Annotated in this window: 20 protein-coding genes, 1 tRNA gene and 1 riboswitch; of the genes, 17 read left to right on the forward strand and 4 right to left on the reverse strand. The window is 71.6% G+C overall.

Annotation, left to right across the window (positions count from 1 at the left end; genetic code table 11):
• Positions 1 to 71 precede the first annotated feature (71 nt).
• Positions 72 to 785 carry a hypothetical protein gene (locus IE177_RS00705; protein ID WP_190012694.1) on the reverse strand — a complete coding sequence of 238 codons (714 nt, stop codon included), beginning with the start codon at positions 783 to 785 and terminating at the stop codon, positions 72 to 74.
• Positions 786 to 990: 205 nt separating this feature from the next.
• Positions 991 to 1,674 carry an Rv1352/Rv1906c domain-containing protein gene (locus tag IE177_RS00710; protein ID WP_190012695.1) on the reverse strand — a complete coding sequence of 228 codons (684 nt, stop codon included), beginning with the start codon at positions 1,672 to 1,674 and terminating at the stop codon, positions 991 to 993.
• 186 nt (positions 1,675 to 1,860) lie between these two features.
• Between IE177_RS00710 and IE177_RS00715 the strand changes: the two genes are divergently transcribed.
• The 15 genes from IE177_RS00715 (at position 1,861) to IE177_RS00785 (ending at position 20,275) form a co-directional block, all read left to right on the forward strand.
• Entirely contained in the window at positions 1,861 to 4,077 is a 2,217-nt protein-coding gene (locus tag IE177_RS00715) for an N-6 DNA methylase (RefSeq protein ID WP_190012696.1), read from the forward strand.
• 193 nt (positions 4,078 to 4,270) lie between these two features.
• Positions 4,271 to 4,912, forward strand: coding sequence for a hypothetical protein (locus IE177_RS00720; protein ID WP_190012697.1), 642 nt, complete (start codon positions 4,271 to 4,273; stop codon positions 4,910 to 4,912).
• A gap of 38 nt (positions 4,913 to 4,950) precedes the next feature.
• Entirely contained in the window at positions 4,951 to 6,444 is a 1,494-nt protein-coding gene (locus IE177_RS00725; RefSeq protein ID WP_268253152.1) for a serine/threonine-protein kinase, read from the forward strand.
• Positions 6,445 to 6,586: 142 nt separating this feature from the next.
• Positions 6,587 to 7,414 (forward strand): glycoside hydrolase domain-containing protein, encoded by an 828-nt coding sequence (locus tag IE177_RS00730; RefSeq protein ID WP_190012699.1) that lies wholly within the window; start codon positions 6,587 to 6,589, stop codon positions 7,412 to 7,414.
• 160 nt (positions 7,415 to 7,574) lie between these two features.
• Positions 7,575 to 8,225 carry a SurA N-terminal domain-containing protein gene (locus tag IE177_RS00735; protein ID WP_190012700.1) on the forward strand — a complete coding sequence of 217 codons (651 nt, stop codon included), beginning with the start codon at positions 7,575 to 7,577 and terminating at the stop codon, positions 8,223 to 8,225.
• A 147-nt stretch (positions 8,226 to 8,372) separates the two neighbouring features.
• Positions 8,373 to 9,368, forward strand: coding sequence for a nucleoside triphosphate pyrophosphohydrolase (locus IE177_RS00740; RefSeq protein WP_190012701.1), 996 nt, complete (start codon positions 8,373 to 8,375; stop codon positions 9,366 to 9,368).
• Between the two features lie 26 nt (positions 9,369 to 9,394).
• Complete coding sequence (locus tag IE177_RS00745; protein ID WP_190012702.1) at positions 9,395 to 10,699, forward strand: cytochrome P450 family protein; 1,305 nt, start codon at positions 9,395 to 9,397, stop codon at positions 10,697 to 10,699.
• A gap of 141 nt (positions 10,700 to 10,840) precedes the next feature.
• Complete coding sequence (locus tag IE177_RS00750) at positions 10,841 to 11,881, forward strand: LysM peptidoglycan-binding domain-containing protein (protein WP_190012703.1); 1,041 nt, start codon at positions 10,841 to 10,843, stop codon at positions 11,879 to 11,881.
• Between the two features lie 185 nt (positions 11,882 to 12,066).
• A riboswitch (cyclic di-AMP (ydaO/yuaA leader) is annotated at positions 12,067 to 12,239 on the forward strand.
• 4 nt (positions 12,240 to 12,243) lie between these two features.
• Positions 12,244 to 12,960, forward strand: coding sequence for a transglycosylase family protein (locus tag IE177_RS00755; RefSeq protein WP_190012704.1), 717 nt, complete (start codon positions 12,244 to 12,246; stop codon positions 12,958 to 12,960).
• 266 nt (positions 12,961 to 13,226) lie between these two features.
• Entirely contained in the window at positions 13,227 to 14,528 is a 1,302-nt protein-coding gene (gene eno / locus IE177_RS00760; RefSeq protein ID WP_190012705.1) for a phosphopyruvate hydratase, read from the forward strand.
• A gap of 102 nt (positions 14,529 to 14,630) precedes the next feature.
• The gene (locus tag IE177_RS00765) at positions 14,631 to 15,107 is read left to right on the forward strand and encodes an FtsB family cell division protein (RefSeq protein WP_190012706.1); all 477 of its coding nucleotides are present in this window, start codon (positions 14,631 to 14,633) and stop codon (positions 15,105 to 15,107) included.
• Between the two features lie 97 nt (positions 15,108 to 15,204).
• Positions 15,205 to 15,810, forward strand: coding sequence for a DUF501 domain-containing protein (locus IE177_RS00770; RefSeq protein ID WP_190012707.1), 606 nt, complete (start codon positions 15,205 to 15,207; stop codon positions 15,808 to 15,810).
• Positions 15,807 to 16,760 carry a Ppx/GppA phosphatase family protein gene (locus IE177_RS00775; RefSeq protein WP_190012708.1) on the forward strand — a complete coding sequence of 318 codons (954 nt, stop codon included), beginning with the start codon at positions 15,807 to 15,809 and terminating at the stop codon, positions 16,758 to 16,760. Before IE177_RS00770 ends, IE177_RS00775 begins: the two co-directional genes overlap by 4 nt.
• Positions 16,761 to 17,388: 628 nt before the next feature.
• The gene (locus tag IE177_RS00780) at positions 17,389 to 18,780 is read left to right on the forward strand and encodes an NAD(P)/FAD-dependent oxidoreductase (RefSeq protein WP_190012709.1); all 1,392 of its coding nucleotides are present in this window, start codon (positions 17,389 to 17,391) and stop codon (positions 18,778 to 18,780) included.
• Positions 18,781 to 18,982: 202 nt separating this feature from the next.
• The gene (locus IE177_RS00785; RefSeq protein ID WP_190012710.1) at positions 18,983 to 20,275 is read left to right on the forward strand and encodes a class I SAM-dependent methyltransferase; all 1,293 of its coding nucleotides are present in this window, start codon (positions 18,983 to 18,985) and stop codon (positions 20,273 to 20,275) included.
• 72 nt (positions 20,276 to 20,347) lie between these two features.
• Here the strand turns inward: IE177_RS00785 and IE177_RS00790 are convergent, their stop codons facing one another.
• Together IE177_RS00790 and IE177_RS00795 are read right to left on the reverse strand one after the other, a co-directional pair.
• Positions 20,348 to 22,876 (reverse strand): ABC transporter permease, encoded by a 2,529-nt coding sequence (locus IE177_RS00790; protein WP_190012711.1) that lies wholly within the window; start codon positions 22,874 to 22,876, stop codon positions 20,348 to 20,350.
• Positions 22,876 to 23,646, reverse strand: a complete 771-nt coding sequence (locus IE177_RS00795; protein ID WP_190012712.1) for an ABC transporter ATP-binding protein — start codon at positions 23,644 to 23,646, stop codon at positions 22,876 to 22,878. Before IE177_RS00795 ends, IE177_RS00790 begins: the two co-directional genes overlap by 1 nt.
• Positions 23,647 to 24,060: 414 nt before the next feature.
• Here IE177_RS00795 and IE177_RS00800 point away from each other — a divergent pair.
• Both IE177_RS00800 and IE177_RS00805 read left to right on the forward strand, forming a co-directional pair.
• Positions 24,061 to 24,144 (forward strand) — tRNA-Leu (locus tag IE177_RS00800).
• 353 nt (positions 24,145 to 24,497) lie between these two features.
• Entirely contained in the window at positions 24,498 to 25,358 is an 861-nt protein-coding gene (locus tag IE177_RS00805; RefSeq protein ID WP_190012713.1) for a Bax inhibitor-1/YccA family protein, read from the forward strand.
• Positions 25,359 to 25,371: the final 13 nt, after the last annotated feature.

A 25,371-nucleotide genomic window follows, 5' to 3' on the forward strand; every position in this document is an offset into this window, starting at 1 on the left:
CCGTACGGCGTCGGCGGGCGAAGCCCCGTTCCGTGGATCAGGGGCCCCGCCCGCCGTGCTCGTCCCGCGGCCTACTTGGCCTTGAGGGACTGCAGGACCTGGCCGGTCAGCTTCTTCGCGGTCGCGGCGCCGTCGTCGCTGCCGGCCGTGGACAGCACGGTGACCACGGAGTTGCCGGAGCGGGCCGCGACGAGCGTGGTGCCGCTCTCCCAGGCGCCGCTCGTCAGCGTCAGCGTGTACGCCTCGTCACCGAGACCGGTCGTGGACCGGCCGGTGACCTTCACCTTGGCGTGCGCGTCCGTGTCGGTGAACGTCGCGCACTCGGCGGCGACGGTCTGCAGCTGCTTCATCACCGTCTTCGCGGTGGTGCCCTGGAACTGGTCGATCTCCTGCGCCAGTTCCTCGGTCTTGTCCTTGTTCACGTAGTCGTCCTGCGCGAACGACACGCCTCCCTCGTAACCGGTCACCTGGATCCAGGCCGTGCCCTCCAGCTTGGTGCAGTCCGGCTTGGCGGTCTTCCGGCTGGAGACGGCGAGGAACTCGCCCCCGCTGTCCGAGGCGCCGTCGGCCTCGATCGTGAATCCGGACGGGAAGGCCGACGCGGGTGCCAGCGCCTTCTTCAGCTGCGTACCGGTGAGCAGACCGGCGTTGGGGTCCTTCGCCTTGTCCGACTTGACGCTCGCGCCGCTGCCGGCGTCGGAGGAGGAACCGGAGGAGCAGGCGGACAGGGCCAGGGGGAGTGCCGCGACGGCGAGCGCGGTGACGACACGGGTCGTGAGACGCATGAAAGGTCCTTCAGGGTGTTACGGGGGACGGGGAAGTGTTTCAGAGAGGTGCGACGAGCGGTCGGCCGGGTGGCGCCCGGTACCGGGCGGGGCGCCACCCGGCCGCTCCCCGGCGGGGAGCTCCTGACGTGGGAGTCCTTGGCGCGGGAGCCCTTGACGTGGGGTGGGTTCCCGGCGCGCGGCGCGCCCCTGACGGGGGATGCGGTCAGGCCTTCTTCCAGTCGCCGCAGCCGGTCGTCTTGAAGTAGGCGTCCGACGGGCTGATGGTGACGACGGCGCTGCCCTTGACGTTGTTGTTGGCGATGATCGAGTTCAGTCCCTGCCCGGCGTCCTTGGTGCGCTCCCAGTAGCAGGAGTCGTCGGAGTTCCCGGTGGACCGGTACGTGCCCGGCGCGATGTCCGTGCCGACCTTGAACATGCCGCCGTCGCCGTCCATCGAGGAGGCGCGAGTGCCCTTCGCCTTCGGGTCGACGGCCTCCCAGTCCTCGCAGCCGGTGGACTTGAACAGCTTGTCCGTGGCCTTGATGGTCACGTAACTCGTGCCGGTGACGTTGTCGTTGGCCAGCAGCGAGTCCATCTCGCCCTTGGCGTCCTTGGCGCGCTCCCAGTAGCACAGGCCGTCGGTGTTGCCGGTCGTGCGGTACGTGCCCGGCTTCACGTCGGAGCCGACCTGGTACTCGCCGTCGCCGGCGAAGGCGGCCTCCTTCTCGTCGGCCGACTTCGCGCCCCCCGAGTCCTTCTTGGCGGAGTTGTGCTCGGCGGAGGCCGAAGAGCCCTTGCCGCTGCCGGAACCGGCGTCCTTGCCGTCGCTGCCGGCGTTCGCGGACACCGCTCCGATGACGGCGATTCCCACGACGGCGCCCAGCGCGATCTTGCCCTTCATGCCCATGGCGAATCCCTCCCAACGCGGCGGCCAGCCCCCTCCGGTGGCCGCTCGTTCGCTGGGTCAATAAGAACAGAGCTTGTGAACCGAGTCAACATTGTTCACAGGTGTGAGTGTGTACACGCCGTGAAGTCGGGGATCTTGCGTGCGTCGGTATGCTCAATGCACACACGGACGAGGGGAGCGGGGCCGGTGCAGGACAACGCGACAGAAGTGACCGCCGCCGGTATCGCCCGGCTCGCCGGAGTGGGCCGGGCCGCCGTCAGCAACTGGCGTCGCCGGCACGCCGACTTCCCCAAGCCGGTCGGCGGCACCGAGACCAGTCCCGCCTTCGCGCTCACCGAGGTCGAGGCCTGGCTCCGCAAGCAGGGCAAACTCGCCGAGGTACCGCTGCGCGAACGCGTCTGGCAGCAGCTCGCCGGCCACCCCGAGGGACCGCTCACGGCCCTGGTGCACACCGGCTGCGTGCTGCTGCTGATCCATGAGCGCCCCACCGTCTGGCTCGACGTGAGCGCCGGCTCCGACGAGCGGCTGGCCGCGATGCTGCCCGGCGCGCTGGAGCAGGTCCTGGCGCCGCGCTTCGGTGCCGCGGCCGGCCTGGCGAACCCGGGTGTGAAGGCGGTGGCTTCCGACCCGGCTGTGAATACATCGACGGGGCAGCGCTCTGTGAACGCCCCAACAGCCGTTCACACTCCATCCGCCGCTCACGACGACCCCGGCGCGCCGCCCGCTCACAGCACGCCGACCCCGACCGGCCACAGCGCCTCCGCCGGCCCCGCCGCCTCCGCCCTGCGCACCCCCTCCGGCCCCCAGCTCCTCCCCTCCGCCCCTCTCCTGCGCGGCGCCGCCGAGCTGGCCGCCGAAGTGGGGGCCCGGCAGGCCTACGAGTTCCTGCTGGGCCGGCACCTGGACGCCAACCCCCGGCAGTACACGCTCACCCCGGCCGAACTCGCCCGGCTCATGGCCGACCTCGCCGGCCCCGCCCGCAGCGTCCTGGACCCCGCCTGCGGCACCGGCGCCCTGCTGCGCGCCGTCGACGCCCGCCCCGGCCAGGAGCTGTACGCGCAGGACGGCGCGCCCCACCTCGCCGCGCTCACCGCGCTGCGGCTGGCGCTGCACTCCCGGGCCGCCGTGCGCGGCGCCGCCGGCGACACCCTGCGCGCGGACGCCTACCCGGAACTGCGGGCGGACGCGGTGCTGTGCCACCCGCCGTTCAACGAGCGCAACTGGGGCCACGACGAACTCGCCTACGACCCCCGCTGGGAGTACGGCTTCCCGGCACGCACCGAGTCCGAGCTGGCCTGGGTGCAGCACGCACTGGCCCGGCTGGCCGACGGCGGCACCGCCGTCCTGCTGATGCCGCCGGCCGCCGCCTCCCGCCGTTCCGGGCGCCGGATCCGCGCCGACCTGCTGCGCCGGGGCGCGCTCCGGGCGGTGGTCGCGCTGCCGGTCGGGGCGGCGCCGCCGTACAACATCCCGCTGCACGTGTGGGTGCTGCGCCGGCCCGACCGGACACCGGCCGCGCCCGAGGTGCTCCTCGTGGACACCGGGAGGTTCGCCGGAGAGGGCCGGGGCGGCCCGGACTGGGAGGCGGTGCGCGAGGCGGTGCTGGACGCCTGGCGCGGCTTCGCGCGCGGGGGGCGGCTGGAGGAGCGGCCGGGACTCGCCCGTTCCGTGCCGGTCATCGAACTCCTCGACGACGACGTGGACCTGGCCCCGGCCCGCCACCTGCCGCCGCCGGCGGTCGCCGACGGGGCGGAGCAGCTCACGGCGGTGCGCGACCGCCTCGGTGCGACCCTGCGCCTGACCGCCGACCTCACACCGCCCCCCGCCGACCCGGCACCGCCCGCCCGCTGGCCGCTCACCACCGTCGGCGAACTCGCGCGCGGCGGCGCCCTGGTGCTGCGCACCGGCGGAAACGGCGGCCACGCGCGCGTGCCGGTCCTCACCGACCACGACGTCCTCGCCGCGACGGCCCCCTCGGGCACGCTCCCGGAGAGCGAGGAGGAGGCCGTGCTGACCGAGCCGGGCGACGTCGTCGTACCGGTGCTGGGCGGTGGTTCGGTGACGCGCGTGATCGACGACGTGACAGCGGGCGCCGCCCTGGGGCGCAGCCTCGTGCTCCTGCGCCCCGACCGCACGGCGCTCGACCCGTGGTTCCTCGCCGGGTTCCTGCGCGGCACCGCCAACAACCGGCAGGCCAGCAGCTACGCCTCCACCGCGACCCGACTGGACGTGCGCCGTCTGCAGTTGCCCCGGCTTCCGCTGGACGAGCAGCGGCGCTACGGCGCCCGCTTCCGCGCCCTCGACGAGTTCGAGCGGGCGCTGCGCCTGGCGAGCCGGCTGGGGGAGCAGCTCGTGCGCGGGATGTACGACGGCCTGACGGACGGGACGGTGGCGCCGGACTGAGCCGGAAGGGGGGATGCCGGGGGCTCCCGGTGTGACGCCGGTTACCCGCGCGGCCGGATGAAGTGATCAGTACGACAACGGTTCGGTGCAACCCGGGACCGCTTGTCCGTGTCGGCCTATACGCTCGAACTCCGACATCGAACCCGTCGCTCGCACGTCCGTCCCATCGGCATCACCCGGTCCAGGAGCAGTCATGTACGGCCACGGCGCGCCGCCGCCCACCCGCAGCGCGAGTACCGTCATCACCCTGCGCGTGCTGTTCGCCGCCGCCGGCTTCCTCTCGTGCGGCCTGCTCGCGTGCCTGCCCCTGTTCCGGGTGGCCTTCCTGCGCGGCCGGTGGTTCAACTGGACGGCGGCCTGGATGAGCCTGCCGATGGCCATCGTGTGCTTCGCCGTGGTCGGCTCGGTGAAGGAGAGCGACCACCGGGGCGATGTGGCCCTCGCGCTGGTCCTGCTGCTGGGCGCCCTCGCCAGCGCGTACTACCTGACCGTGGACATACGGCTGCACAACGGGCATCGGGCTTATGCCGGTTACGCGCCCCCCGGGGCGTCGACGGTGCCGAGCGGCGCGTACGGCTATCCGCAGACCCCGCCGCCGTACGCGGTGACGCAGCCCGCGCCGCAGCCGTACATACCCCGGCCGCCGGCGCATCAGACGCCGGTGCCCGGCACGCCCGGTGCGCAGGGCCCCGTGCCGCCCCACCCCCACGGCCCCCTGCCGCCCCAGCAGCCGCAGCGTCCCGCGCCCGCCCGCATCGACCAGGTGCGCGCCGAGCTCGACGAGCTCAGCGACTACCTGCGCCGGCAGGACGGCGGCCACGAGGGCGGCAGGTGACCGTGGCGACAGGACGTGTCGTCGGCGGCCGGTACGAACTGTCCACGCTCATCGGGCAGGGCGGCATGGGCCAGGTCTGGACGGCGTACGACCAGCGGCTCGACAGGCGCGTGGCGGTGAAGCTGCTGCGCCCCGACAAGGTGGCGGGCCAGGAGGCCGACGAGCTGCGCCGCCGCTTCATGCGCGAGTGCCGGGTGACCGCGCAGGTGGACCACCCCGGCCTGGTCACCGTGCACGACGCGGGCAGCGAGGGCGAGGAACTGTTCCTCGTCATGCAGTACGTCGACGGCGCCGACCTCTCCGACCACCTCGCCGAGCACGACCCGTACCCGTGGCAGTGGGCGGTCGCGGTGGCCGCGCAGCTGTGCGCCGTGCTGAGCGCCGTGCACGCCGTGCCGATCGTCCACCGCGACCTGAAGCCGCGCAACGTGATGGTCAAGCAGGACGGCACGGTCACCGTCCTCGACCTGGGCGTGGCATCGGTCATGGACACCGACACCACCCGCCTCACCCACACCGGCTCGCCGATCGGCTCGCCCGCCTACATGGCGCCCGAGCAGGCGATGGGCGGTGCGGTCGGCCCGTACACCGACCTGTACGCGCTGGGCGTGCTGATGCACGAACTGCTCAGCGGTGACGTGCCGTTCGCCGGGTCCACGGCGCTCGGCGTGCTGCACCGGCACCTGTACGAGCCGCCGCTGCCCGTGCGCCGGATCCGTCCCGAGGTCCCCGAGGCCCTGGAGGCCCTCGTCCTGCGGCTGCTCGCCAAGGACCCGCAGCACCGGCCGGCGTCCGCGCAGGAGGTGTACGAGGACCTGGCGCAGCTCCTGCCCGCGCGCGGGACGCCCACCGGTGCGCCGTTGGACCCCACGCGTCCCTTCCTGCGCCCGCACGCCCCCTGGCCGGACCGCGCGCGCACTCCCGCGCCGCAGCCCGCCCCGGTCGCGCCGGCGCCGCCGGTGGCCGAGAAGCCCGACGTCGCCGCGGCGGTGGACGAGGTCAAGCGTCTGCTGGGGGAGGGCCGCATCACCCAGGCCGTCGACATCCTCGGCACCATCCTGCCCGCGGCCGCGCAACAGCACGGCGAGCACTCCCCGGTGGTGCGCACCCTGCGCAAGCAGTACGCGGCCACACTCATGGACGACGGCCAGTACCGGCGCGCGCTGCCCGAACTGCGCCGCCTCGCCGACGAGCGCGCCGCCGAGGCCGGTCAGGCCGACCCGCAGTCCCTGCGCTTCCGCTACGAGGCCGCGCAGTGCCTGGAGCAGTTGGGCGAACCGGCGGCGGCGCTCGCCGAGTACCGGGCGCTGCTGCCGTACTACGAGAACCAGTACGTCTCCGGCGATCCGCAGCTCGCCCACGAGGTGCGCCGGCGCATCGGCCACCTGCTGCTCGCCCTCGGCGACCGGCCGGCCGCGCACGACGCGCTCGCCCGGCTGCTGATGGACGTGGAGCGGCTGCACGGCCCCGGTCATCCGATGGCCATGGAGATCAGGCGCACCCTGCAGTGGCTGGGACAGGTGCGCGGGTAGATTTTGCCGTGTCCTGAGAGATTCTTGTGGACTTCAAGGGCCGGGGTTTTCCGTAGGCGTGGACGGCGCTCGGTACCTTGCGTCTCGTTTTCGCCAGGCACGCACGCGCGTTCGGCGCCGTGCTCGAACAGGGGTGGGGTACATGGCCGGCCATCGGCAGTCGAAGAAGCGCAGGTACATCACGTGGGCCGTGGCCGGCGCGGCCGTCGTGGCCGGGGGCGGCATCGCGGCGCAGACCTCCATGGCCGCCACCACCTGGCCCGCGCAGAAGACCTTCACGGGCCGCGCGTTCGACACCTGCACCGCGCCCCCGCTGTCCACGATGAAGGCCTGGCACACCGGCTTCTACGGCGCCGCCGCCGTCTACGTGGGCGGCACCAACCGCGGCTGCCTCCAGCCCAACCTCACCGCGTCCTGGGTGAAGTCGGTCAGCTCCCTCGGCTGGAAGCTGATCCCGATATACGTGGGCGCCCAGCCGCCCTGCCAGTCCGGCCACAGCCCGGAGAAGCTGACCGCCTCCACCGCCGCCTCCCTGGGCGCCAAGGACGCCGCCGACGCCGTGAGCAAGGCGTCCGGGCTCGGCATGAAGGCGGGCAGCGCCATCTACCTCGACATGGAGGCGTACGACGTCACGGACAAGGCGTGCAACGACGCCGTGCTGACGTACGTGCGCGCCTTCGACAAGGGCCTGCGCGCCAAGACGTACCGGGCCGGCTACTACGGCTTCACCAGCTCCAGCGCCAAGGCCGTCGCCACCGCCAGGGACCGGACGGACCTGCCGGGCAACCTCTGGTACGCGCTGTGGGACAAGAAGAACACGACCACCACGGACTGGCCGTGGGGGTCCACCCAGTTCACCGGCCACAGCCGTGCCCACCAGTACATGGTGAACAGCAAGGAGGCGCACGGCGGGGTGACGCTCACCGTCGACCGTGACGCCTGGGACGCCCCGGTGGCCATCACCGGCTGATCCGGGGCCCGCGCCCCCGAACGCCTTCCGGTGGAGCGCGGCGGTGCCCGAAGCGTGCGCGAATCGTTGGTCGAATGGGTTGGCCGCAGCCTGCCCACTGCCTACCATCGATCACCGCAAGACTTTGTGCACCGTCGCACAATCTCCCTTGGAGGTTCCCTTGCACCGCCGCCGTCGCACCGCGCTCGTCCTCACCGCCGCGATCGCCGCCGCGGCGCCCGTCCTCACCGCGTGCGGAAACGACGCGCACCCGGGCGCGGCGGCCGTCGTGGGAGGGCAGCGCATCACCGTCTCGCAACTGGAGAGCCGGGTCGACGAGATCCGCAGGGCCCAGCGGGCCGCGGTGTCGGACGACACGCAGTACCAGCAGGTCCTCGCCTCCACCAGCAGCCTCACCCGGGACACCCTGCACAACATGGTCCTCGACCGGGTGCTGCACCGGGCCGCGCGGGACGAGGGCGTCTCGGTCACCCGCAAGGAGATCCAGCAGATGCGCGCCGGCCTGGAGCAGCAGGCCGGCGGCGCCAAGGGACTCCAGGCGGCCTGGCTGCAGAAGTACGGCATCGCCCCCTCCCGCCTCGACGACAACCTGCGCCTGCAGCTGGAGGCGCAGAAGCTCGCGTCCAGGCTGGGCACCGACCCCTCCCAGCCCGCCTTCTGGAAGGCCCTGTCCAAGGCGTCCAAGGAGCTCCACGTCGACCTCAACCCGCGCTACGGCTCCTGGGACGTGCGCAGGAGCAGCCGGGTGGACGCCAAGACGCCCTGGGTGCGGGAGGCCGCCACGGCGGGCGGCAGTCCGGTGACGGCGTAGCGCCGCGAAGGCCTGCGCGAGGTCCGGCGGGGCGCCGCGACGGCACGGCGGTGAAGTCGGCAGGGTTCCGGTCATACGATCACGAGATAGTCCTGTGCCTGTGGACAACCGAATCCGCTCCTTCGCGCCGTGGGTTACGTTCGGATCGTGAACGCATCCAGCTCCGAAGCCCCCGCCCCCGCACCCGGCCGCATCGTCCTGCTGACCACCAGCCACCGTGTCGCTCCCGGCCTGCTGTCCTGGCCCGCCTGGCAGGCCCTGCGCGCCGCCGACGCCGTGCTGTGCGCGGACGGAGCGCACCCGCAGCTGCCGTACCTGCGGGAGGCCGGCATAGCGGTGCGGGACGCGTCCCCCACCGCGGAGGAGCTGGTGGGCGCCTGCGCCGGCGGGCGGACGGTGGTGGTCGTGGCGACGGGCGAGGGTGAGCCCGCGCTCACCGACGGACTGGCCCGGCTGGCCGGCTCCGGGCGGGTCGCCATGCCGGAGCTGGAACTGCTCCCCGCCTCCTACGACCTGCCCGGCGCCCGCCTCCTGGACCTCGTGCAGGTCATGGACCGCATCCGCGCCGAGTGCCCGTGGTCCTCCCGGCAGACCCACCGGGGCCTGGCCAAGTACGGCATCGAGGAGGCCTACGAACTCGTCGAGGCGATCGAGGCCGGCGACCGCGACGAGCTGCGCGAGGAGCTGGGCGACGTACTCCTGCAGGTGGTCTTCCACTCCCGCATCGCCGAGGAGGACCCGGACGCGCCGTTCTCCGTCGACGACGTGGCCGGCGGCATCGTCGCCAAGCTCATCCACCGCCACCCGCACGTCTTCGGCGACGAGACGGCCGAGACCCCGGAAGAGGTCAAGGAGCACTGGCTGCGGACCAAGGCCGAGGAGAAGCGGCGCACCTCGGTCACCGAGGGTGTCCCACTCGGCCAGCCCGGTCTCGCCCTCGCCGCCAAGCTCGCGTCCCGCGCCCGCACGGCGGCCCTGGACGTTCCCCTGCCGGCGGGCGAGGGCGTCGGCTACGAACTGCTCGCGCTGGCGGTGCGTGCCGAGGCCCTCGGCGTCGACCCGGAAGCGGCGCTGCGGGCGGCGGCACGGGCCTACCGGGACGCGATACGCGCGGCGGAGGGGGAGGCACCGGAGCAGGGGTGACGAGCGGGGCCGGATACCGTCGAGGGGTGACCGACCAGCCCCGCCCCTCGACCGGCCCGGACCGCGCGCCCGACCTCTTCACCTGGGAGTTCGCCGCCGACCCCTACCCCGCCTACGCCTGGCTGCGCGAGCACGCGCCCGTGCACCGCACGCGGCTGCCCAGCGGGGTCGAGGCCTGGCTGGTCACCCGGTACGCCGATGCCAAGCAGGCCCTGGCCGACCAGCGGCTGAGCAAGAACCCGGCACATCATGACGAGCCCGCGCACGCCAAGGGCAAGACCGGCATCCCCGGCGAGCGCAAGGCCGAGCTGATGACGCACCTGCTGAACATCGATCCGCCGGACCACACCCGGCTGCGCCGTCTCGTCAGCAAGGCGTTCACACCCCGCCGGGTCGCCGAGTTCGCGCCCCGTGTCCAGGAGCTGACCGACCAGCTCATCGACCGGTTCGCGCGGCGCGGCTCGGCCGATCTCATCCACGAGTTCGCCTTCCCGCTGCCCATCTACGCCATCTGCGACATGCTCGGCGTCCCGCGCGAGGACCAGGACGACTTCCGGGACTGGGCGGGCATGATGATCCGGCACGGCTCGGGTCCGCGCGGCGGCGTCGCGCGGTCGGTGAAGAGGATGCGCGGCTACCTGGCCGAGCTGATCCACCGCAAGCGCGCGGCGCTGCCCGCCGAGCCCGCGCCCGGCGAGGACCTCATCTCCGCTCTCATCCGCGCCTCCGACCACGGTGAGCACCTCACCGAGAACGAGGCCGCCGCCATGGCGTTCATCCTGCTGTTCGCCGGCTTCGAGACGACCGTCAACCTCATCGGCAACGGCACCTTCGCCCTGCTCACCCACCCCGGGCAGCGCCACCTGCTGCAGGACTCGCTGGCCAGAGGGGAAAGGGGCCTGCTGGAGACCGGCGTGGAGGAACTGCTGCGCTTCGACGGGCCGGTGGAGCTGGCCACCTGGCGGTTCGCCACCGAACCGCTCGCCATCGGCGGCCAGGACATCGCGCCGGGCGACCCGGTGCTCGTCGTGCTCGCCGCCGCCGACCGGGACCCGGCGCGCTTCGCCGACCCCGACCTGCTGGACCTCGCCCGCCGGGACAACCAGCACCTCGGTTACGGCCACGGCATCCACTACTGCCTCGGCGCGCCGCTCGCCCGTCTGGAGGGCCAGACCGCGCTCGCCACCCTCCTCACCCGCCTGCCCGACCTGCGGCTCGCCGCCGATCCGGCCGAGCTGCGCTGGCGCGGCGGACTCATCATGCGCGGCCTGCGCACCCTGCCTGTGGAGTTCACTCCGGTGCCCGACACGGCCGTGGAGCGGCAAATCTGACGCCCGATCAACACTGTGATCTTCACGTGATCTGTGCGGCATGAACTTGTGACAAGTGATCGTGTGCCTATACGTTCACCCATCAGCGCGGTGACGGCACCATCCGCCGCGCTGCCCTGCTGTCGCACGAAAGGCTTCCGCATGCTCTCCGGGAACGGTCGTCACCGTCGCCCCCGTCAGGCTCCGGCACTTCTCGTCGCGGCCGGGGTGACCGGCTCCGCCATCGCCATCCCGCTGCTCGGCGCCGCGAGCGCCAACGCGGCCGACGGCACCACGTGGGACAAGGTGGCCGAGTGCGAGAGCGGTGGCGCCTGGAGCGCGAACACCGGCAACGGTTACTACGGCGGCCTGCAGATCTCGCAGGACGACTGGGACGAGTACGGCGGCGCGCAGTACGCCGACAGCCCCGAACAGGCCAGCCGTTCGCAGCAGATCGCCGTCGCCGAGAAGATCCTCGACGACCAGGGCACCACCCCGTGGGCCACCTGCGCCCTGCTGTCCGGTCTCACCTCCGACTCGGGCTCCGTGGACATCGACACGGGCGTCGGGAGCGGCGGCGACACGGGCGATTCGGGCGATCCGTCCGGAACAGGCGACAACTCCGACTCGCCCGAAGTGCCGGGTTCTTCGACCTCCGGCTCCGACTCGGGCTCGCCCGCGGGCTCCTCCGGCGATTCGACCGCCAAGCCGAACCCCGGCAAGGAAAAGGGCAAGGGCAAGGGCAAGGGTGAGGATGCCGACGCGGAGGCCGGTTCGGCCGGCACCGATGACACCAAGTCGGACAAGTCGCCCTCTTCCGGCACGGGGAGCTCGCAGGGGAGTGACAGTGCGTCCACGCCTGCTCCCGACACGGGCAACACGGACAATTCCGAACAGAGTGCGGGCTCCTGGAGTCTCGTCGACACGGGGGCCCTCGCCAGCGGCGGACGCCACCGCGGCGAGAGTGCGGACGAGAGCCTGACGAGCGGTCAGGGTCTGGCCTCGTCCGGCCGTCACGCGTCCCGCGAGCCCGCCACCTACACCGTCCGCGAGGGCGACTCCCTCGCCGGGATCGCCGACTCCCTTGAGGTGGACGGGGGATGGCGTGCGCTCTACGCCGAGAACAAGAAGGCCATCGGCTCCGACCCGAACCACATCTCCGCCGGTCAGACCCTGGACGTCGACACCGAAAAGGGCGAATAGTGACGGAAGTTGACGTCCCACTTGGCGGCTAATGTCCGGTTTGGTGAAAGTGTGGGATGAGTCTCAGAAGCCCTGATCGTCTTTGAAATTCCGCGGATCGCGTGTCTACGGTCAAGGCCGCTCGTCACCACGAGCCCCGGCATCCGCAACGCCGAGTCCTGCCAGCGGTCGCCCGGGAACAGTCGTCGCGTCAAGCGCCGTAGGCAGGAGCGGGGGACCCAAGGTAAGCGCCGGGGCCGGCAGCAGTGCCGGCCGCGGCTCGGGGTGAAGCCGCACTCGCGCCAAGCGTGAGTGCGGCCGGGCAACTCAACCGGCCCGAACCCGACAGCTCACCTCGCAGGCGTCGGTGAGGGGATTGATCCATGCTGTTTTCCGGCAAGGGCAAGCACCGTCGTCCGTCCAAGGCCGTCCGCGCCGTCGCGCTGGCCGGCGTCACCGGCGCAGCCGTCGCCGCCCCGCTGATGGCGGCCGGCAACGCCTCGGCCGCCACCGCCTCCCAGTGGGACGCGGTCGCCCAGTGCGAGTCCGGCGGCAACTGGTCCATCAACACCGGCAACGGGTACTACGGCGGCCTGCAGTTCTCCGCCTCCACCTGGGCCGCCTACGGCGGCACGCAGTACGCCGCGCAGGCCAACCAGGCCACCAAGGCCCAGCAGATAGCCGTCGCCGAGAAGGTCCTCGCAGCCCAGGGCAAGGGCGCCTGGCCGGTCTGCGGCAAGGGCCTGTCGAGCACCCCCTACAACGGCTCCGCCCCCAGCGCTCCGTCGAAGAGCACGACGCCGAAGAGCACGACGCCGAAGAGCACCTCGTCGAGCGGCACCGCCACCCGTTCCACCGGCCAGCAGGCCGCCTCCCGCTCCGCCGAGCGTCCGGCCGCGGGCAAGACCGTCACCACCCCGACCGGCAAGAAGGTCAAGAAGGGCGACGGCGAGTACAAGGTCGCCAAGGGTGACACCCTCAGCTCCATCGCCACCGCCCACCACGTCCAGGGCGGCTGGAAGAAGCTGTTCGAGCTGAACAAGGACATCGTCGAGGACGCCAACCTGATCTACCCGGGTCAGCAGCTGCACCTCAAGTAGTCGCGAGCGGCCCCCGGTCCGCCCCCGTCCCCACGGTCCCCCCGCCCCGGCGCGTTCTCCCCCGTACGCGCCGGGGCGGGGTCCTTTCTGCGTGCCTCCTGCACCCATCCTTTGTTCCGCTCGTGAACAATAGGTACGGTTCCCCTGTCCACGAGACGGTCGGTCGGTGGCCGACGCCTCTGGGACGGTTAGGCTCTAGTCGCAAGGCTCAGCCGTAAGGCACAACGCCCCGCACTTCCAGCGTCACATCCAAGAAGGAGATGCTCGTGCCGTCCATCGACGTCGTCGTAGCCCGGGAAATCCTGGACTCCCGAGGCAACCCCACGGTCGAGGTCGAGGTCGGCCTCGACGACGGCAGCACGGGTCGTGCCGCCGTTCCGTCCGGCGCCTCCACCGGCGCCTTCGAGGCCATCGAGCTGCGCGACGGTGACCCGGGCCGCTACCAGGGCAAGGGCGTGGAGAAGGCCGTCCTCGCCGTCATCGAGCAGATCGGCCCGGAGCTGGTCGGCTACGACGCCACCGAGCAGCGCCTGATCGACCAGGCCATGTTCGACCTGGACGCCACCGACAACAAGGGCTCCCTCGGCGCCAACGCCATCCTCGGCGTCTCCCTCGCCGTCGCCCACGCCGCCTCCGAGGCCAGCGACCTGCCGCTCTTCCGCTACCTGGGCGGCCCGAACGCGCACCTGCTGCCGGTGCCGATGATGAACATCCTGAACGGCGGCTCGCACGCCGACTCCAACGTGGACATCCAGGAGTTCATGATCGCCCCGATCGGCGCGGAGTCCTTCTCCGAGGCGCTGCGCTGGGGCACCGAGGTCTACCACACGCTGAAGAAGGTCCTGAAGAGCAAGGGCCTGTCCACCGGACTCGGCGACGAGGGCGGCTTCGCCCCGAACCTCGGCTCCAACCGCGAGGCCCTCGACCTCATCCTCGAGGCCGTCAAGGAGGCCGGCTACACCCCCGGCGAGCAGATCGCCCTCGCCCTCGACGTCGCCGCCTCCGAGTTCTACAAGGACGGCTCCTACCTCTTCGAGGGCAAGGAGCGCTCCGCCGCCGAGATGACGGAGTACTACGAGGAGCTCGTGGCGGCCTACCCGCTCGTCTCCATCGAGGACCCGCTGTTCGAGGACGACTGGGCCGGCTGGAAGATCATCACCGACAAGCTCGGCGACAAGGTCCAGCTGGTCGGCGACGACCTGTTCGTCACCAACCCCGAGCGCCTCGCCCGCGGCATCGAGGAGGGCGCGGCCAACGCGCTGCTGGTCAAGGTCAACCAGATCGGCTCGCTGACCGAGACCCTGGACGCCGTCGAGCTGGCCCAGCGCAACGGCTTCAAGTGCATGATGTCCCACCGCTCCGGCGAGACCGAGGACGTCACCATCGCCGACCTGGCCGTCGCCACCAACTGCGGCCAGATCAAGACCGGCGCCCCGGCCCGCTCCGAGCGCGTCGCCAAGTACAACCAGCTGCTGCGCATCGAGGAGATCCTCGACGACGCCGCGGTGTACGCCGGCCGCAGCGCCTTCCCGCGCTACAAGGGGAACACCCAGGTCTCCAAGGGCTGAGCCCCAGGCCGGGCCGAGTCCCAGCCAGTCGTACGTACGTCCCCGCACCCGGTCCCGTACCGTGTGCGGGGACGTACGCGCGTGTGAACGGGAGGCGGGAAGATGGCCGTGAAGGACCGTGACCGGTTCTCCACCGCGACCAGGCTGCGGCTGCTCGGCGAGCAGACGGCGGCCCGGGTCTACCGCTCCCAGACCAAACGGCAGGCCCGCCGCTCCCGGCTCACCGGCCGCGCGGCCCTGCTCGCGCTGGTGCTGTGCTCGCTGATCGTCGCGCTCGCCTACCCGATGCGGCAGTACGTCTCCCAGCGGGCCGAGATCGCCGACCAGCAGCGGCAGCAGGAGCAGGCCCGCGAACGGGTCGAACAGCTGCGTGACACCAAGGCGCGCTGGCAGGACGACGCCTACGCCGAGCAGCAGATCCGGCGCCGGCTGCACTACGTGAAGCCCGGCGAGACCGGGTACGTCGTCATCGACCCGGGCGCGGCCAGGCAGTCCCGCACCGACCTCAGGGCCGCCCACCGGCCCTGGTACGCGAACGTCTGGGACGGCGTGGACAAGTCCGACGCCTCCGACCAGTGACCGGTCCCCCGCAGTGACCGGCCCGCACCAGTGACCGGATCCGACCAGTGACCGGCCTCCGGCCGGCAACCGACAGAAAGCCACTCTGAAAGCAGTCATGGAAACGCCCCCGCCGCCCACCCCGCGCACCGAGCCCACCGACGCGGACGTCGAGGCCTTCAAGCAGCAGCTCGGCCGTCCGCCGCGGGGTCTGCGGGCCATCGCGCACCGCTGCCCGTGCGGCCTGCCGGACGTCGTGGAGACCGCACCGCGGCTGCCCGACGGCACGCCCTTCCCGACGACGTACTACCTGACGTGCCCGCGCGCCGCCTCGGCGATCGGCACGCTGGAGGCGAACGGCGTCATGAAGGAGATGACGGAGCGGCTGCAGAGGGACCCGGAGCTGGCCGCCGCCTACCGCGCCGCCCACGAGGACTACATCCGGCGCCGGGACGAGATCGAGGTCCTGGAGGGCTTCCCCAGCGCGGGCGGCATGCCGGACCGGGTGAAGTGCCTGCACGTCCTGGTCGCCCACTCGCTGGCCGCGGGCCCGGGCGTGAACCCGCTCGGCGACGAGGCGATCGCGATGCTCCCCGAGTGGTGGAGCAAGGGGCCGTGCGCCACGCCGTGCGGGCCGCCGTCGGGCGAGGGGTGGCAGACGGAGACGACCGAGGACGGCACGGGCCACTTCGCCGCCCGGCCCGTCGAGGAGGACGAGAAGTGACCCGTGTGGCCGCCGTCGACTGCGGTACGAACTCCATCCGCCTGCTGGTCGCGGACGCCGATCCCGCGAAGGGTGAACTCGTCGAGCTGGACCGGCGGATGACGATCGTGCGGCTCGGCCAGGGTGTCGACCGCACCGGCCGGCTCGCCCCCGAGGCGCTTGAGCGCACGTTCGCCGCCTGCCGCGAGTACGCGGCGGTCATCAAGGAGCACGGCGCCGAGAGGATCCGGTTCGTCGCCACCTCCGCCTCCCGCGACGCCGAGAACCGGGACGACTTCGTGCGGGGCGTGCTGGAGATCCTCGGCGTCGAACCGGAGGTCATCACCGGCGACCAGGAGGCCGAGTTCTCCTTCACCGGGGCGACGAAGGAGCTCACCGGCCGTTCCGACCTGACCAGGCCCTACCTGGTCGTGGACATCGGGGGCGGCTCCACCGAGTTCGTCGTCGGCGACGACCGCGTGCGGGCCGCGCGGTCCGTGGACGTCGGCTGCGTGCGGATGACCGAACGGCACCTGGTCCACGGCGGCGAGGTGAGCGACCCGCCCACCGCGGAGCAGATCGCCGCGATGCGCGCCGACATCGAGGCCGCACTCGACCTCGCCGAGCGCACGGTGCCGCTGCGCGAGGCCCACACCCTCGTGGGCCTGGCCGGCTCGGTCACCACCGTTTCCGCGATCGCCCAGGAACTGCCCGAGTACGACTCCGCGCGCATCCACCACTCCCGCGTCTCGCGGAGCCGCGTCCGCGAGATCAGCGAGTGGCTGCTGCGCTCCACCCACGCCGAGCGCGCCGCGATCCCGTCCATGCACCCGGGCCGCGTCGACGTCATCGGCGCCGGCGCCCTCGTACTGCTCGCGATCATGGAACGCGTCGGCGCCGAGGAGGTCGTCGTCAGCGAACACGACATCCTCGATGGCATCGCTTGGAGTTGCACCTCCGAGGCGCGTTAAGGAGCGATCCTCGACGGCATCGCGTGGAGTCGCGCACCCGGCGGGTGACCCCTGTGCGCGGTCCTCGGGCGGCCGGCACGGGCCTTGCGGCCGGGGACCGACACCCACGGGCGCCGGCGGCGGGAGGCCGTCGGCGCGGCGTTGTGGCGGCGCTCTCCGGCGCCCGGTGACCCCCGTCTCTTTCCGGCCGGTTCGCTACTCATCGGTAGCCCTCTGTTGAGCAGGTTGGATAACGTGTGAGCAGGCGTCCGGCCATCCCGATGAGCGCCTGATGACACCGCGTCGGAAAACTTCGTGAAGTTCTTCACAAGGAATCGGTGCCCCGGCGTGCGAGAAACAGGGTCCAATGGCCCTTCCGTGGGCTCGGCACCCGGTTGAACATGTTCAGGTGAAGGGTGCGGCGGGCCTCGGCAGGAGGTGTTCCGCAAGCGTTGCGAGGGCCTCACGGCGGCCCGGATCCCACAGAGAGGCAGCTCACGCGCCCTTGACAACGGGTCGAACCGCCCTCGCGTTCAACTCCGCGGACATGACCTGCGTCACGCGGGTCGCGGAGTTTAGCACAGCCCCTGCCCGAGCTTGTGAAGGGGCGCACGAGCAGCCCCCCTGAGGCGGGTGGATACTCGATGGCATGAGCACCACGGAGCGTCCCAGGATCCTCGTAGTAGGCGGTGGGTACGTAGGCCTGTACGCAGCTCGGCGCATTCTCAAGAAGATGCGCTACGGAGAGGCGACCGTCACGGTCGTCGATCCCCGGTCGTACATGACCTACCAGCCCTTCCTCCCCGAAGCCGCCGCCGGCAGCATCTCCCCTCGGCACGTCGTCGTCCCGCTGCGACGCGTCCTGCCGAAGGCGGAGGTCCTCACCGGCCGGGTCACCACCATCGACCAGGACCGCAAGGTCGCCACGATCGCCCCGCTGGTGGGCGAGGCGTACGAGCTGCCCTTCGACTACCTGGTCATCGCCATGGGCGCGGTCTCCCGCACCTTCCCGATCCCCGGCCTCGCCGAGCAGGGCATCGGCATGAAGGGCATCGAGGAGTCCATCGGCCTGCGCAACCACGTACTGGAGCAGCTGGACAAGGCCGACTCCACGAACGACGAGGAGATCCGCCGCAAGGCGCTCACCTTCGTCTTCATCGGCGGTGGCTTCGCGGGCGCGGAGACCATCGGCGAGGTCGAGGACATGGCCCGCGACGCCGCCAAGTACTACAAGAACGTCTCGCGCGAGGACATGCGGTTCGTCCTCGTCGACGCCGCCGACAAGATCCTGCCCGAGGTCGGTCCCAAGCTCGGCCAGTACGGCAAGGAGCACCTGGAGAGCCGCGGCGTGGAGATCTACCTCTCCACCTCCATGGACTCCTGCGTCGACGGCCACGTCGTGCTGAAGAACGGCCTCGAGGTCGACTCCAACACGATCGTCTGGACCGCCGGCGTCAAGCCGAACCCGGCCCTCGCCCGCTTCGGCCTGCCCCTCGGCCCCCGCGGTCACGTCGACTGCGAGCCGACCCTCCAGGTCAAGGGCACCGACTACATCTGGGCCGCCGGCGACAACGCCCAGGTCCCGGACCTCGTCGGCCGCAAGGCCGGCAACGAGAACGCCTGGTGCCCGCCGAACGCCCAGCACGCGCTGCGCCAGGCCAAGGTGCTCGGCGACAACGTGATCTCCGGCATGCGGGGCTTCCCGCAGAAGGATTACGAGCACGCCAACAAGGGCGCGGTCGCCGGTCTCGGCCTGCACAAGGGCGTGGCGATGATCGTCATGGGCAAGATGAAGATCAAGCTCAAGGGCCGCCTCGCCTGGTACATGCACCGTGGCTACCACGGCATGGCGATGCCGACCTGGAACCGCAAGATCCGCGTCTTCGCCGACTGGACCCTCGGCATGTTCCTCAAGCGCGAGGTCGTCTCCCTCGGCGCCATGGAGAACCCGCGCGAGGAGTTCTACGAGGCCGCCAAGCCGGCGCCGGTCGCCGCCGCGAGCGCGGCCGACAAGACCGGGGCGAAGGCCAAGGCCTCCTGACGCCCGGTCACCGGACCGACCCGAGGGACCTCCCGCCATCCGTGGTGCGGGAGGTCCCTCGGCGTTTCGGCACCCCCATTTCCATGGTGACTACACCTTCTTTCGTCGAGTTGTAACCCCTTTGCGGGACTGCGCACGGCCGCCGCTGGTGTTTTCGTGGTGACCGGACATCCGGGATTCCGTTGTCACGGAGGTGTGCGCCATGGCCGACGCCGCGTCACGGCTGACGAGTGTTGCCGAGCAACTGCTGGGAGTGCCGCTCCCGGTACGGATCCGCGCCTGGGACGGCTCCCAGTCGGGTCCGCCGGACGCGCCGGCCCTCGTCATCCGCAACCGCCGCGCTCTGCGCCGGATGCTGTTCAAGCCGGGCGAACTGGGCCTGGCCCGCGCCTGGGTCGCCGGCGACCTCGACGTCGAGGGTGACCTCTACGCCGTGCTCGACGCCATGGCCGGCTTCGTCTGGGAGCGCGACGAGGACGCCCGTGGCCTCGCCGAGGCCCTGCGCGACCCGCGGGTGCGCGCCGCCGGCCGGGAGCTGCTCAGGCTCGCCGGCCCCCCGGTCCCGCCCGCCCCGCCGCGTGAGGAGGTGCGCAGGCCCCGGCGACGTCTGCACACCAGGCGCACCGACAAGCGGGCCATCAGCCACCACTACGACGTCGGCAACGACTTCTACGAACTCGTCCTCGGTCCCTCGATGGTGTACTCCTGCGCCTACTGGGAGGACGGCGGCACCCTGGAGACCGCCCAGCGCGACAAGCTGGAACTGGTCTGCCGCAAACTCGGCCTGGCGCCCGGCCTGCGACTGCTGGACGTCGGCTGCGGCTGGGGCTCCATGGCCGTCCACGCGGCCCGTGAGCACGGCGTGGGCGTCGTCGGGGTCACCCTCTCGCAGGAGCAGGCCGCCTACGCCCGCAAGCGCGTCGCGGACGAGGGCCTGACCGACCGGGTGGAGATCAGGGTGCAGGACTACCGGGACGTCGCGGACGGCCCCTTCGACGCGATCTCCTCCATCGGCATGGCCGAACACGTCGGCGCCGAACGGTACCTGGAGTACGCGAGCCGGCTCCACGCCCTGCTCGCACCCGGCGGACGGCTGCTCAACCACCAGATCGCCCGCCGCCCGGAGCGGGAGGAGTCGGAGTACCGGACCGACGAGTTCATCGACGCCTACGTCTTCCCCGACGGCGAACTCGCCCCCATCGGCACCACCGTCACGCAGCTGGAGCGCGCCGGGTTCGAGGTGCGGGACGTGGAGTCCCTGCGCGAGCACTACGCCCGCACACTGCGCCAGTGGGTCGGCAACCTGGAGGCCGGCTGGGATCGCGCGGCCCGGCTCGCCGGCCCGGGCCGCGCCCGTGTCTGGCGCCTTTACATGGCGGCCTGCGCGCTGGCCTTCGAGCAGAACCGCATCGGCGTCAACCAGGTGCTGGCGGTCCGCACCCCCGAGTCCGGGCGGTCCGGCCTGCCGCTGCGGGCCCGCGTCTGGCAGGGCTGACGACAGGCGGGCCCCGCCCTGCGCGGAGGCAGGGCGGGGCCCGTCGTCGTGTTCCTGTCCGTCGTCGGCCCTCTACTCGGCCTTGATCGCCGCCAGCATGTTCAGCCGGGCCGCGCGCCGGGCCGGCCACAGGGCGGCCAGGATGCCGACCGTGCCCGCCAGCAGCAGGAAGACCGCCATCCGGCCCCAGGGCAGGACCAGTTCGTACGTCGGCATCTTCGTGCTCAGCAGCTCACCGGCCGCCCAGCCGAAGAACACCCCGAGGCCGATGCCGAGCACCCCGCCGAACAGGGAGATCACCAGGGACTCCAGACGGACCATCCGCTTGACCGACCTGCGGTCCAGGCCGATCGCGCGGAGCATGCCGATCTCCTGGGCGCGCTCGAAGACCGACATCGCCAGGGTGTTGACGACACCGAGCACCGCGACGAGCACCGCCATGCCGAGCAGTCCGTAGACCATGTTCAGCATCAGCGTGAACATCTTCGCGATGTCGTTGGAGATGTCCTGCTTGTCCTGGACCTTGACCGCCGGGTTGGTGCCGAGGGCCCGCTCCAGCCGGTCCTTGGCCGCGTCCGACGCGCCGTCCGCGGTCTTGACCATGACCTGCATGTCGGCCGGGTCGGTCAGGTGCGGGGTGAGGACCTCGTTGTCGAGCATGATGCCGCTGATCATGTCGTTGCCCTCGTAGACCCCGGCGACCGTCAGCCGGCGCGCCTTGCCGTCCTCGAAGTGGGCGGTGAAGGCCGAACCGGCCCGCCAGCCGTGGTCCTTGGCGGTGTCCTGGTCCACGACGACCCGCGTGCCGCCGACCGTGAACGAGCCGTCGTCCACCTTCAGGTCCGTCAGCTTGCCGATCACCGGGCCGTTCACGCCGGTCAGGTACTCGGTGGTGCCGTCGATGCGGGACTCGCCGTTGCGCAGCGGGCTGCTGGCGGTGACGCCGTCGGCGGCGGCGAGCTTCGTCGCCACGCCGGGGGAGAGCGGGCCGCGGTTGGCCATCGAGACGACGTAGTCCGCGCGGATCGCCGAGCTGGCCATCTTGTCGATGGACGTCTGCAGGCTGCCCGCCATCACCGTCATGCCGGTGATCAGGGTCAGGCCGATCATCAGCGCGGAGGCGGTGGCCGCCGTGCGGCGCGGGTTGCGGACCGAGTTCTGCCGGGCGAGCTTGCCCGCGACGCCGAACACGCGCAGCACCGGGGCCGCGGCCGCGATCAGCGGGCGGGACAGCAGCGGCGTCAGGATGAACACGCCGATGATCAGCGAGACGGCGCCCAGGCCCATCGGGCCCTCGGCGGCGTCGGCGTCCATCGTCGTGCCCATCAGGACCGCCGCGACGCCGGCCGCCGAGAACAGCGCGCCGAGCGTGTTGCGCAGCACCAGCGACTTGGTGGTCGCCTTGGCGTGCACGCTGCTCATCGCCGCCACCGGCGGGATCTTCGCGGCCCGGCGGCCGGGCAGCCAGGCGGCCAGCATGGTGACGAGGACGCCGACCGCGAGGGCGGTCAGCACGGTGCCCAGGCTGATCACCAACGGTCCGTCGGGCACGCTCGCGCCGAAGGAGCCCAGCAGGGAGCGCAGGCCCGCGCCGATGCCGACACCGGCCGCCAGACCGGTCGCGCCGGCCACCGCGCCGACCGCGAACGCCTCGATGAGCACCGAACGGGTGACCTGCCGGCGGGAGGCGCCGACCGCCCGCATCAGGGCCAGCTCCCGGGTGCGCTGGGCGACCAGCATGGTGAAGGTGTTGGCGATGATGAACGTGCCGACGAACAGCGCGATACCGGCGAACACCAGCAGCATCTGCCGCAGTCCGCTCATCGAGGCGGAGATGGCCTCGGCCTGGTCGTCGGCGAGCCGCTTGCCGGTGGTGGTCTCCACCAGGTGCGACGGCAGGGCCTTGTCGAGGGCGGCCTTGAGCGCGGACTGGCTGGTTCCGGCGGAGGCGCGGACGTCGATCTCGTCGAACGTGCCCTTCTTGCCGAACAGCGTCTGGGCGGTCGGCGTGTCGAACAGGGCGAGGCTGCCGCCGGCGGCCACGTTGCCGTCGTCGGTGGTGAAGACGCCGGCGAGCTTCGGGGTGAGGACCGGCCCGTCGACCGACAGGCGCACGGTGTCGCCCACCTTGTAGCCGGCGCGCTCGGCGGTCTTCGAGTCGAGCAGGACCTCGCCGCTGCCGTGCGGGGCGTGCCCGCTGACCAGCGGATAGCGGGCGTCCTTCGTGCCCCAGTAGTTGCCGCCGGCGGACTGCCAGTCGCCGCCGACCAGCTTGCCGTCCTTGCCGGCGACGGCGGTGAAGCCGGTGACGACCCCGGTCGCGGAGGCGGCGCCCGGAACCCCGGCGGCCCTGTCGAGCAGCGCCCGGCTCAGCTCGGCGCGCTTGCCGACCTTGTCGCCCTCGGAGTCCTGGTACTCGGGCTGTACGGCGACGTCGACCCGGTCGAAGCCCTTGGCGGAGCTCTTCTGGTAGGCGTCGGAGATGGTGTTGGTGAAGACGAGCGTCCCGGAGACGAAGGCCACGCCGAGCATGACGGCGAGCACGGTCATCAGGAGCCGGGCCTTGTGCGCGAGGACGTTGCGCAGGGCGGTGCGGAACATCAGCTGGTACGGCCCTTCGCGTCGAACTGCTTCATCAGGTCGAGGACGGCGTCGGCCGTGGGGGCGTGCATCTCGTCCACGATCCTGCCGTCCGCGAGGAAGACGACGCGGTCGGAGTAGGCGGCGGCCACCGGGTCGTGGGTCACCATCACCACCGTCTGGCCCAGCTCGCGCACGGAGTTGCGGAGGAAGCCGAGCACCTCGGCGCCGGAGCGCGAGTCGAGGTTTCCGGTCGGCTCGTCACCGAAGATGATGTCGGGCCGGGAGGCGAGGGCACGCGCGACGGCCACGCGCTGCTGCTGGCCGCCGGAGAGCTGGGAGGGCCGGTGGCTCAGCCGCCCGGACAGCCCGACCATGTCGATGACCCGGTCCAGCCACGCCTTGTCCGGCTTCCGCCCGGCGATGTCCATGGGCAGGGTGATGTTCTCCAGCGCGGTCAGCGTCGGCAGCAGGTTGAAGGCCTGGAAGATGAAGCCGATCTTGTCCCGGCGCAACTTGGTGAGCTGCTTGTCCTTCAGGGAGCCCAGTTCCGTGTCGCCGATGCGCACGGACCCGGAGGAGAAGGTGTCGAGTCCGGCGACGCAGTGCATCAGCGTGGACTTGCCGGAGCCGGAGGGGCCCATGATCGCGGTGAACTCGGCCTGCCGGAAGTCGACGGAGACCCGGTCCAGGGCGACCACCCGGGTCTCACCCTGCCCGTAGGTCTTCGACAGCTCCGTGGCGCGGGCGGCCACGGCGGTGGTCGGGCCGGCGGTGGGTGTGGTGGTCACGGGACGGTGCTCCTGTCGGTGCGACGTGTGTTCCTGGGGACCTGTCCATCGTCCCGGCGCCGGGCGCCCGTGTAGTCAGTCGCTGATCCGGTTCCGGTGGGCGACTCGGGTCGGACGGAGGGCGGCCGGGTCATACCTGGGGATGACGGCGGACCCCGAGGGCCGCCCGTCGGCCGGAGATTGTCGAACACCCTCGAAAACGGGGAGCGCGCCCTTGTTCAGACGGTGAAATTCCGTCATTTCGCGTGCACGCGCACGTGCGTCACGCCAGGCTGTTGGCATGTGCGGACGGCCTGTTCCCTGGGCTGATGCCCCCTCAGGCGTCAATAAAATAAGACAACATCGGTCCGACCGCCCGCAGTTCAGGGGGCGCCTCCCGATAGGCTCGGACCCTCAGTGCGGAGCCCATGGCCTGCCCGGATGGTGGAATGCAGACACGGCGAGCTTAAACCTCGCTGCCCCTTCGCGGGCGTGCCGGTTCAAGTCCGGCTCCGGGCACTTTCTCGCGCGCACCGCCGGCGGCGGGCCCCCTCACCCCCGGTGCCCACAGCGGGCCGCCCTCGGACCACGAACCACCGGGACGGCGCTCGACACCGCGGGCCGGGTGCCGGTCCCCTGTCGTCGGTCGCCTCCGCGTCCTCCTCGGCGCGCTGAGGTCGTGCCGGGTTTGCTCTCGGTCAGGTAGCAGGTTCGTCATGGAACGAGATCATCCGTGGCCAGGAATCACCCGTACGCGTAGCGTGTTGTCGAGCACGGTGAGGGAAAGATCCTACCCAGGTATTACGGACGATCCTTTGCCAATCCATTACTCTTGAGGCCAAGGCCACGCAGGGTGGCCATGGAGGAGTGAAATGAGGAGCAGTAACCCGGTCTTCTCGCGACGGGGGTTCAGCCGCGACAACGGCTACGCCGGCTTCAACACCGCACCGCAGGCCGGGTACGCACAGGGCAACCCGTACGCGCAGAACCCGTACGCGCAGAACCCCTACGCACAGCAGGACGTCCAGTACGGCGCGCCCCCGCAGGCCCCGGTCACCACCGACCGGATGACCATGGACGACGTCGTCGTCCGCTCGGCGATCACGCTGGGCACGGTCGCCGTCGGTGCCGTGCTCGCCTGGGCGCTGCTGCCGGTGTCGACGACCAGCTACGGTCTGGCCGTCGGGTCCGCGCTGGTCGCCTTCGTGCTGGCCATGGTCCAGAGCTTCAAGCGCACCCCGTCGCCCGCGCTGATCCTCGGGTACGCCGCCTTCGAGGGCGTCTTCCTCGGCGTCTTCAGTGAGATGTTCAACAGCCGGTGGAGCGGCGCGCCGTTCCAGGCCGTGCTCGGCACCATGGCGGTCTCGGGCGCGACCCTGCTGGTCTACAAGGCCGGCTGGATCCGCGTCACCGCCCGCTACGCCCGCATCGGCATCTCCATCGCGATCGCCTTCATGGTCGTCATGGCGGTCAACCTGCTGCTGGTGGCGTTCGGCGTCGCCGAGGACGGCGGGCTGCGCAGCTTCGGTCCGCTCGGCGCGCTCGTCGGCATCTTCGCGATCCTGCTCGGCGCGTTCTTCCTGACCCTCGACTTCAAGCAGATCGAGGACGGCATCGCGTACGGCGCCCCGCGCAACGAGTCCTGGCTCGCCGCGTTCGGTCTCACCATGACCCTGGTGTGGATCTACGTCGAGATGCTGCGACTGGTGGCGATCTTCAGCAGCAGCGACTAGCACGTGTCCAACG

The organism is Streptomyces lucensis JCM 4490, assembly GCF_014650035.1.
GTDB classification, from domain to species: Bacteria; Actinomycetota; Actinomycetes; order Streptomycetales; family Streptomycetaceae; genus Streptomyces; species Streptomyces lucensis.

What these genes read in the sequence shown, in the direction of transcription:
- IE177_RS00705 (WP_190012694.1), bottom strand. Translation starts at nt 785, where the DNA reads ATGCGTCTCACGACCCGTGTCGTCACCGCGCTCGCCGTCGCGGCACTC.
- IE177_RS00710 (WP_190012695.1), bottom strand. Translation starts at nt 1,674, where the DNA reads ATGGGCATGAAGGGCAAGATCGCGCTGGGCGCCGTCGTGGGAATCGCC.
- IE177_RS00720 (WP_190012697.1), top strand. Translation starts at nt 4,271, where the DNA reads ATGTACGGCCACGGCGCGCCGCCGCCCACCCGCAGCGCGAGTACCGTC.
- IE177_RS00730 (WP_190012699.1), top strand. Translation starts at nt 6,587, where the DNA reads ATGGCCGGCCATCGGCAGTCGAAGAAGCGCAGGTACATCACGTGGGCC.
- IE177_RS00750 (WP_190012703.1), top strand. Translation starts at nt 10,841, where the DNA reads ATGCTCTCCGGGAACGGTCGTCACCGTCGCCCCCGTCAGGCTCCGGCA.
- IE177_RS00755 (WP_190012704.1), top strand. Translation starts at nt 12,244, where the DNA reads ATGCTGTTTTCCGGCAAGGGCAAGCACCGTCGTCCGTCCAAGGCCGTC.
- IE177_RS00765 (WP_190012706.1), top strand. Translation starts at nt 14,631, where the DNA reads ATGGCCGTGAAGGACCGTGACCGGTTCTCCACCGCGACCAGGCTGCGG.
- IE177_RS00770 (WP_190012707.1), top strand. Translation starts at nt 15,205, where the DNA reads ATGGAAACGCCCCCGCCGCCCACCCCGCGCACCGAGCCCACCGACGCG.
- IE177_RS00780 (WP_190012709.1), top strand. Translation starts at nt 17,389, where the DNA reads ATGAGCACCACGGAGCGTCCCAGGATCCTCGTAGTAGGCGGTGGGTAC.
- IE177_RS00785 (WP_190012710.1), top strand. Translation starts at nt 18,983, where the DNA reads ATGGCCGACGCCGCGTCACGGCTGACGAGTGTTGCCGAGCAACTGCTG.
- IE177_RS00790 (WP_190012711.1), bottom strand. Translation starts at nt 22,876, where the DNA reads ATGTTCCGCACCGCCCTGCGCAACGTCCTCGCGCACAAGGCCCGGCTC.
- IE177_RS00805 (WP_190012713.1), top strand. Translation starts at nt 24,498, where the DNA reads ATGAGGAGCAGTAACCCGGTCTTCTCGCGACGGGGGTTCAGCCGCGAC.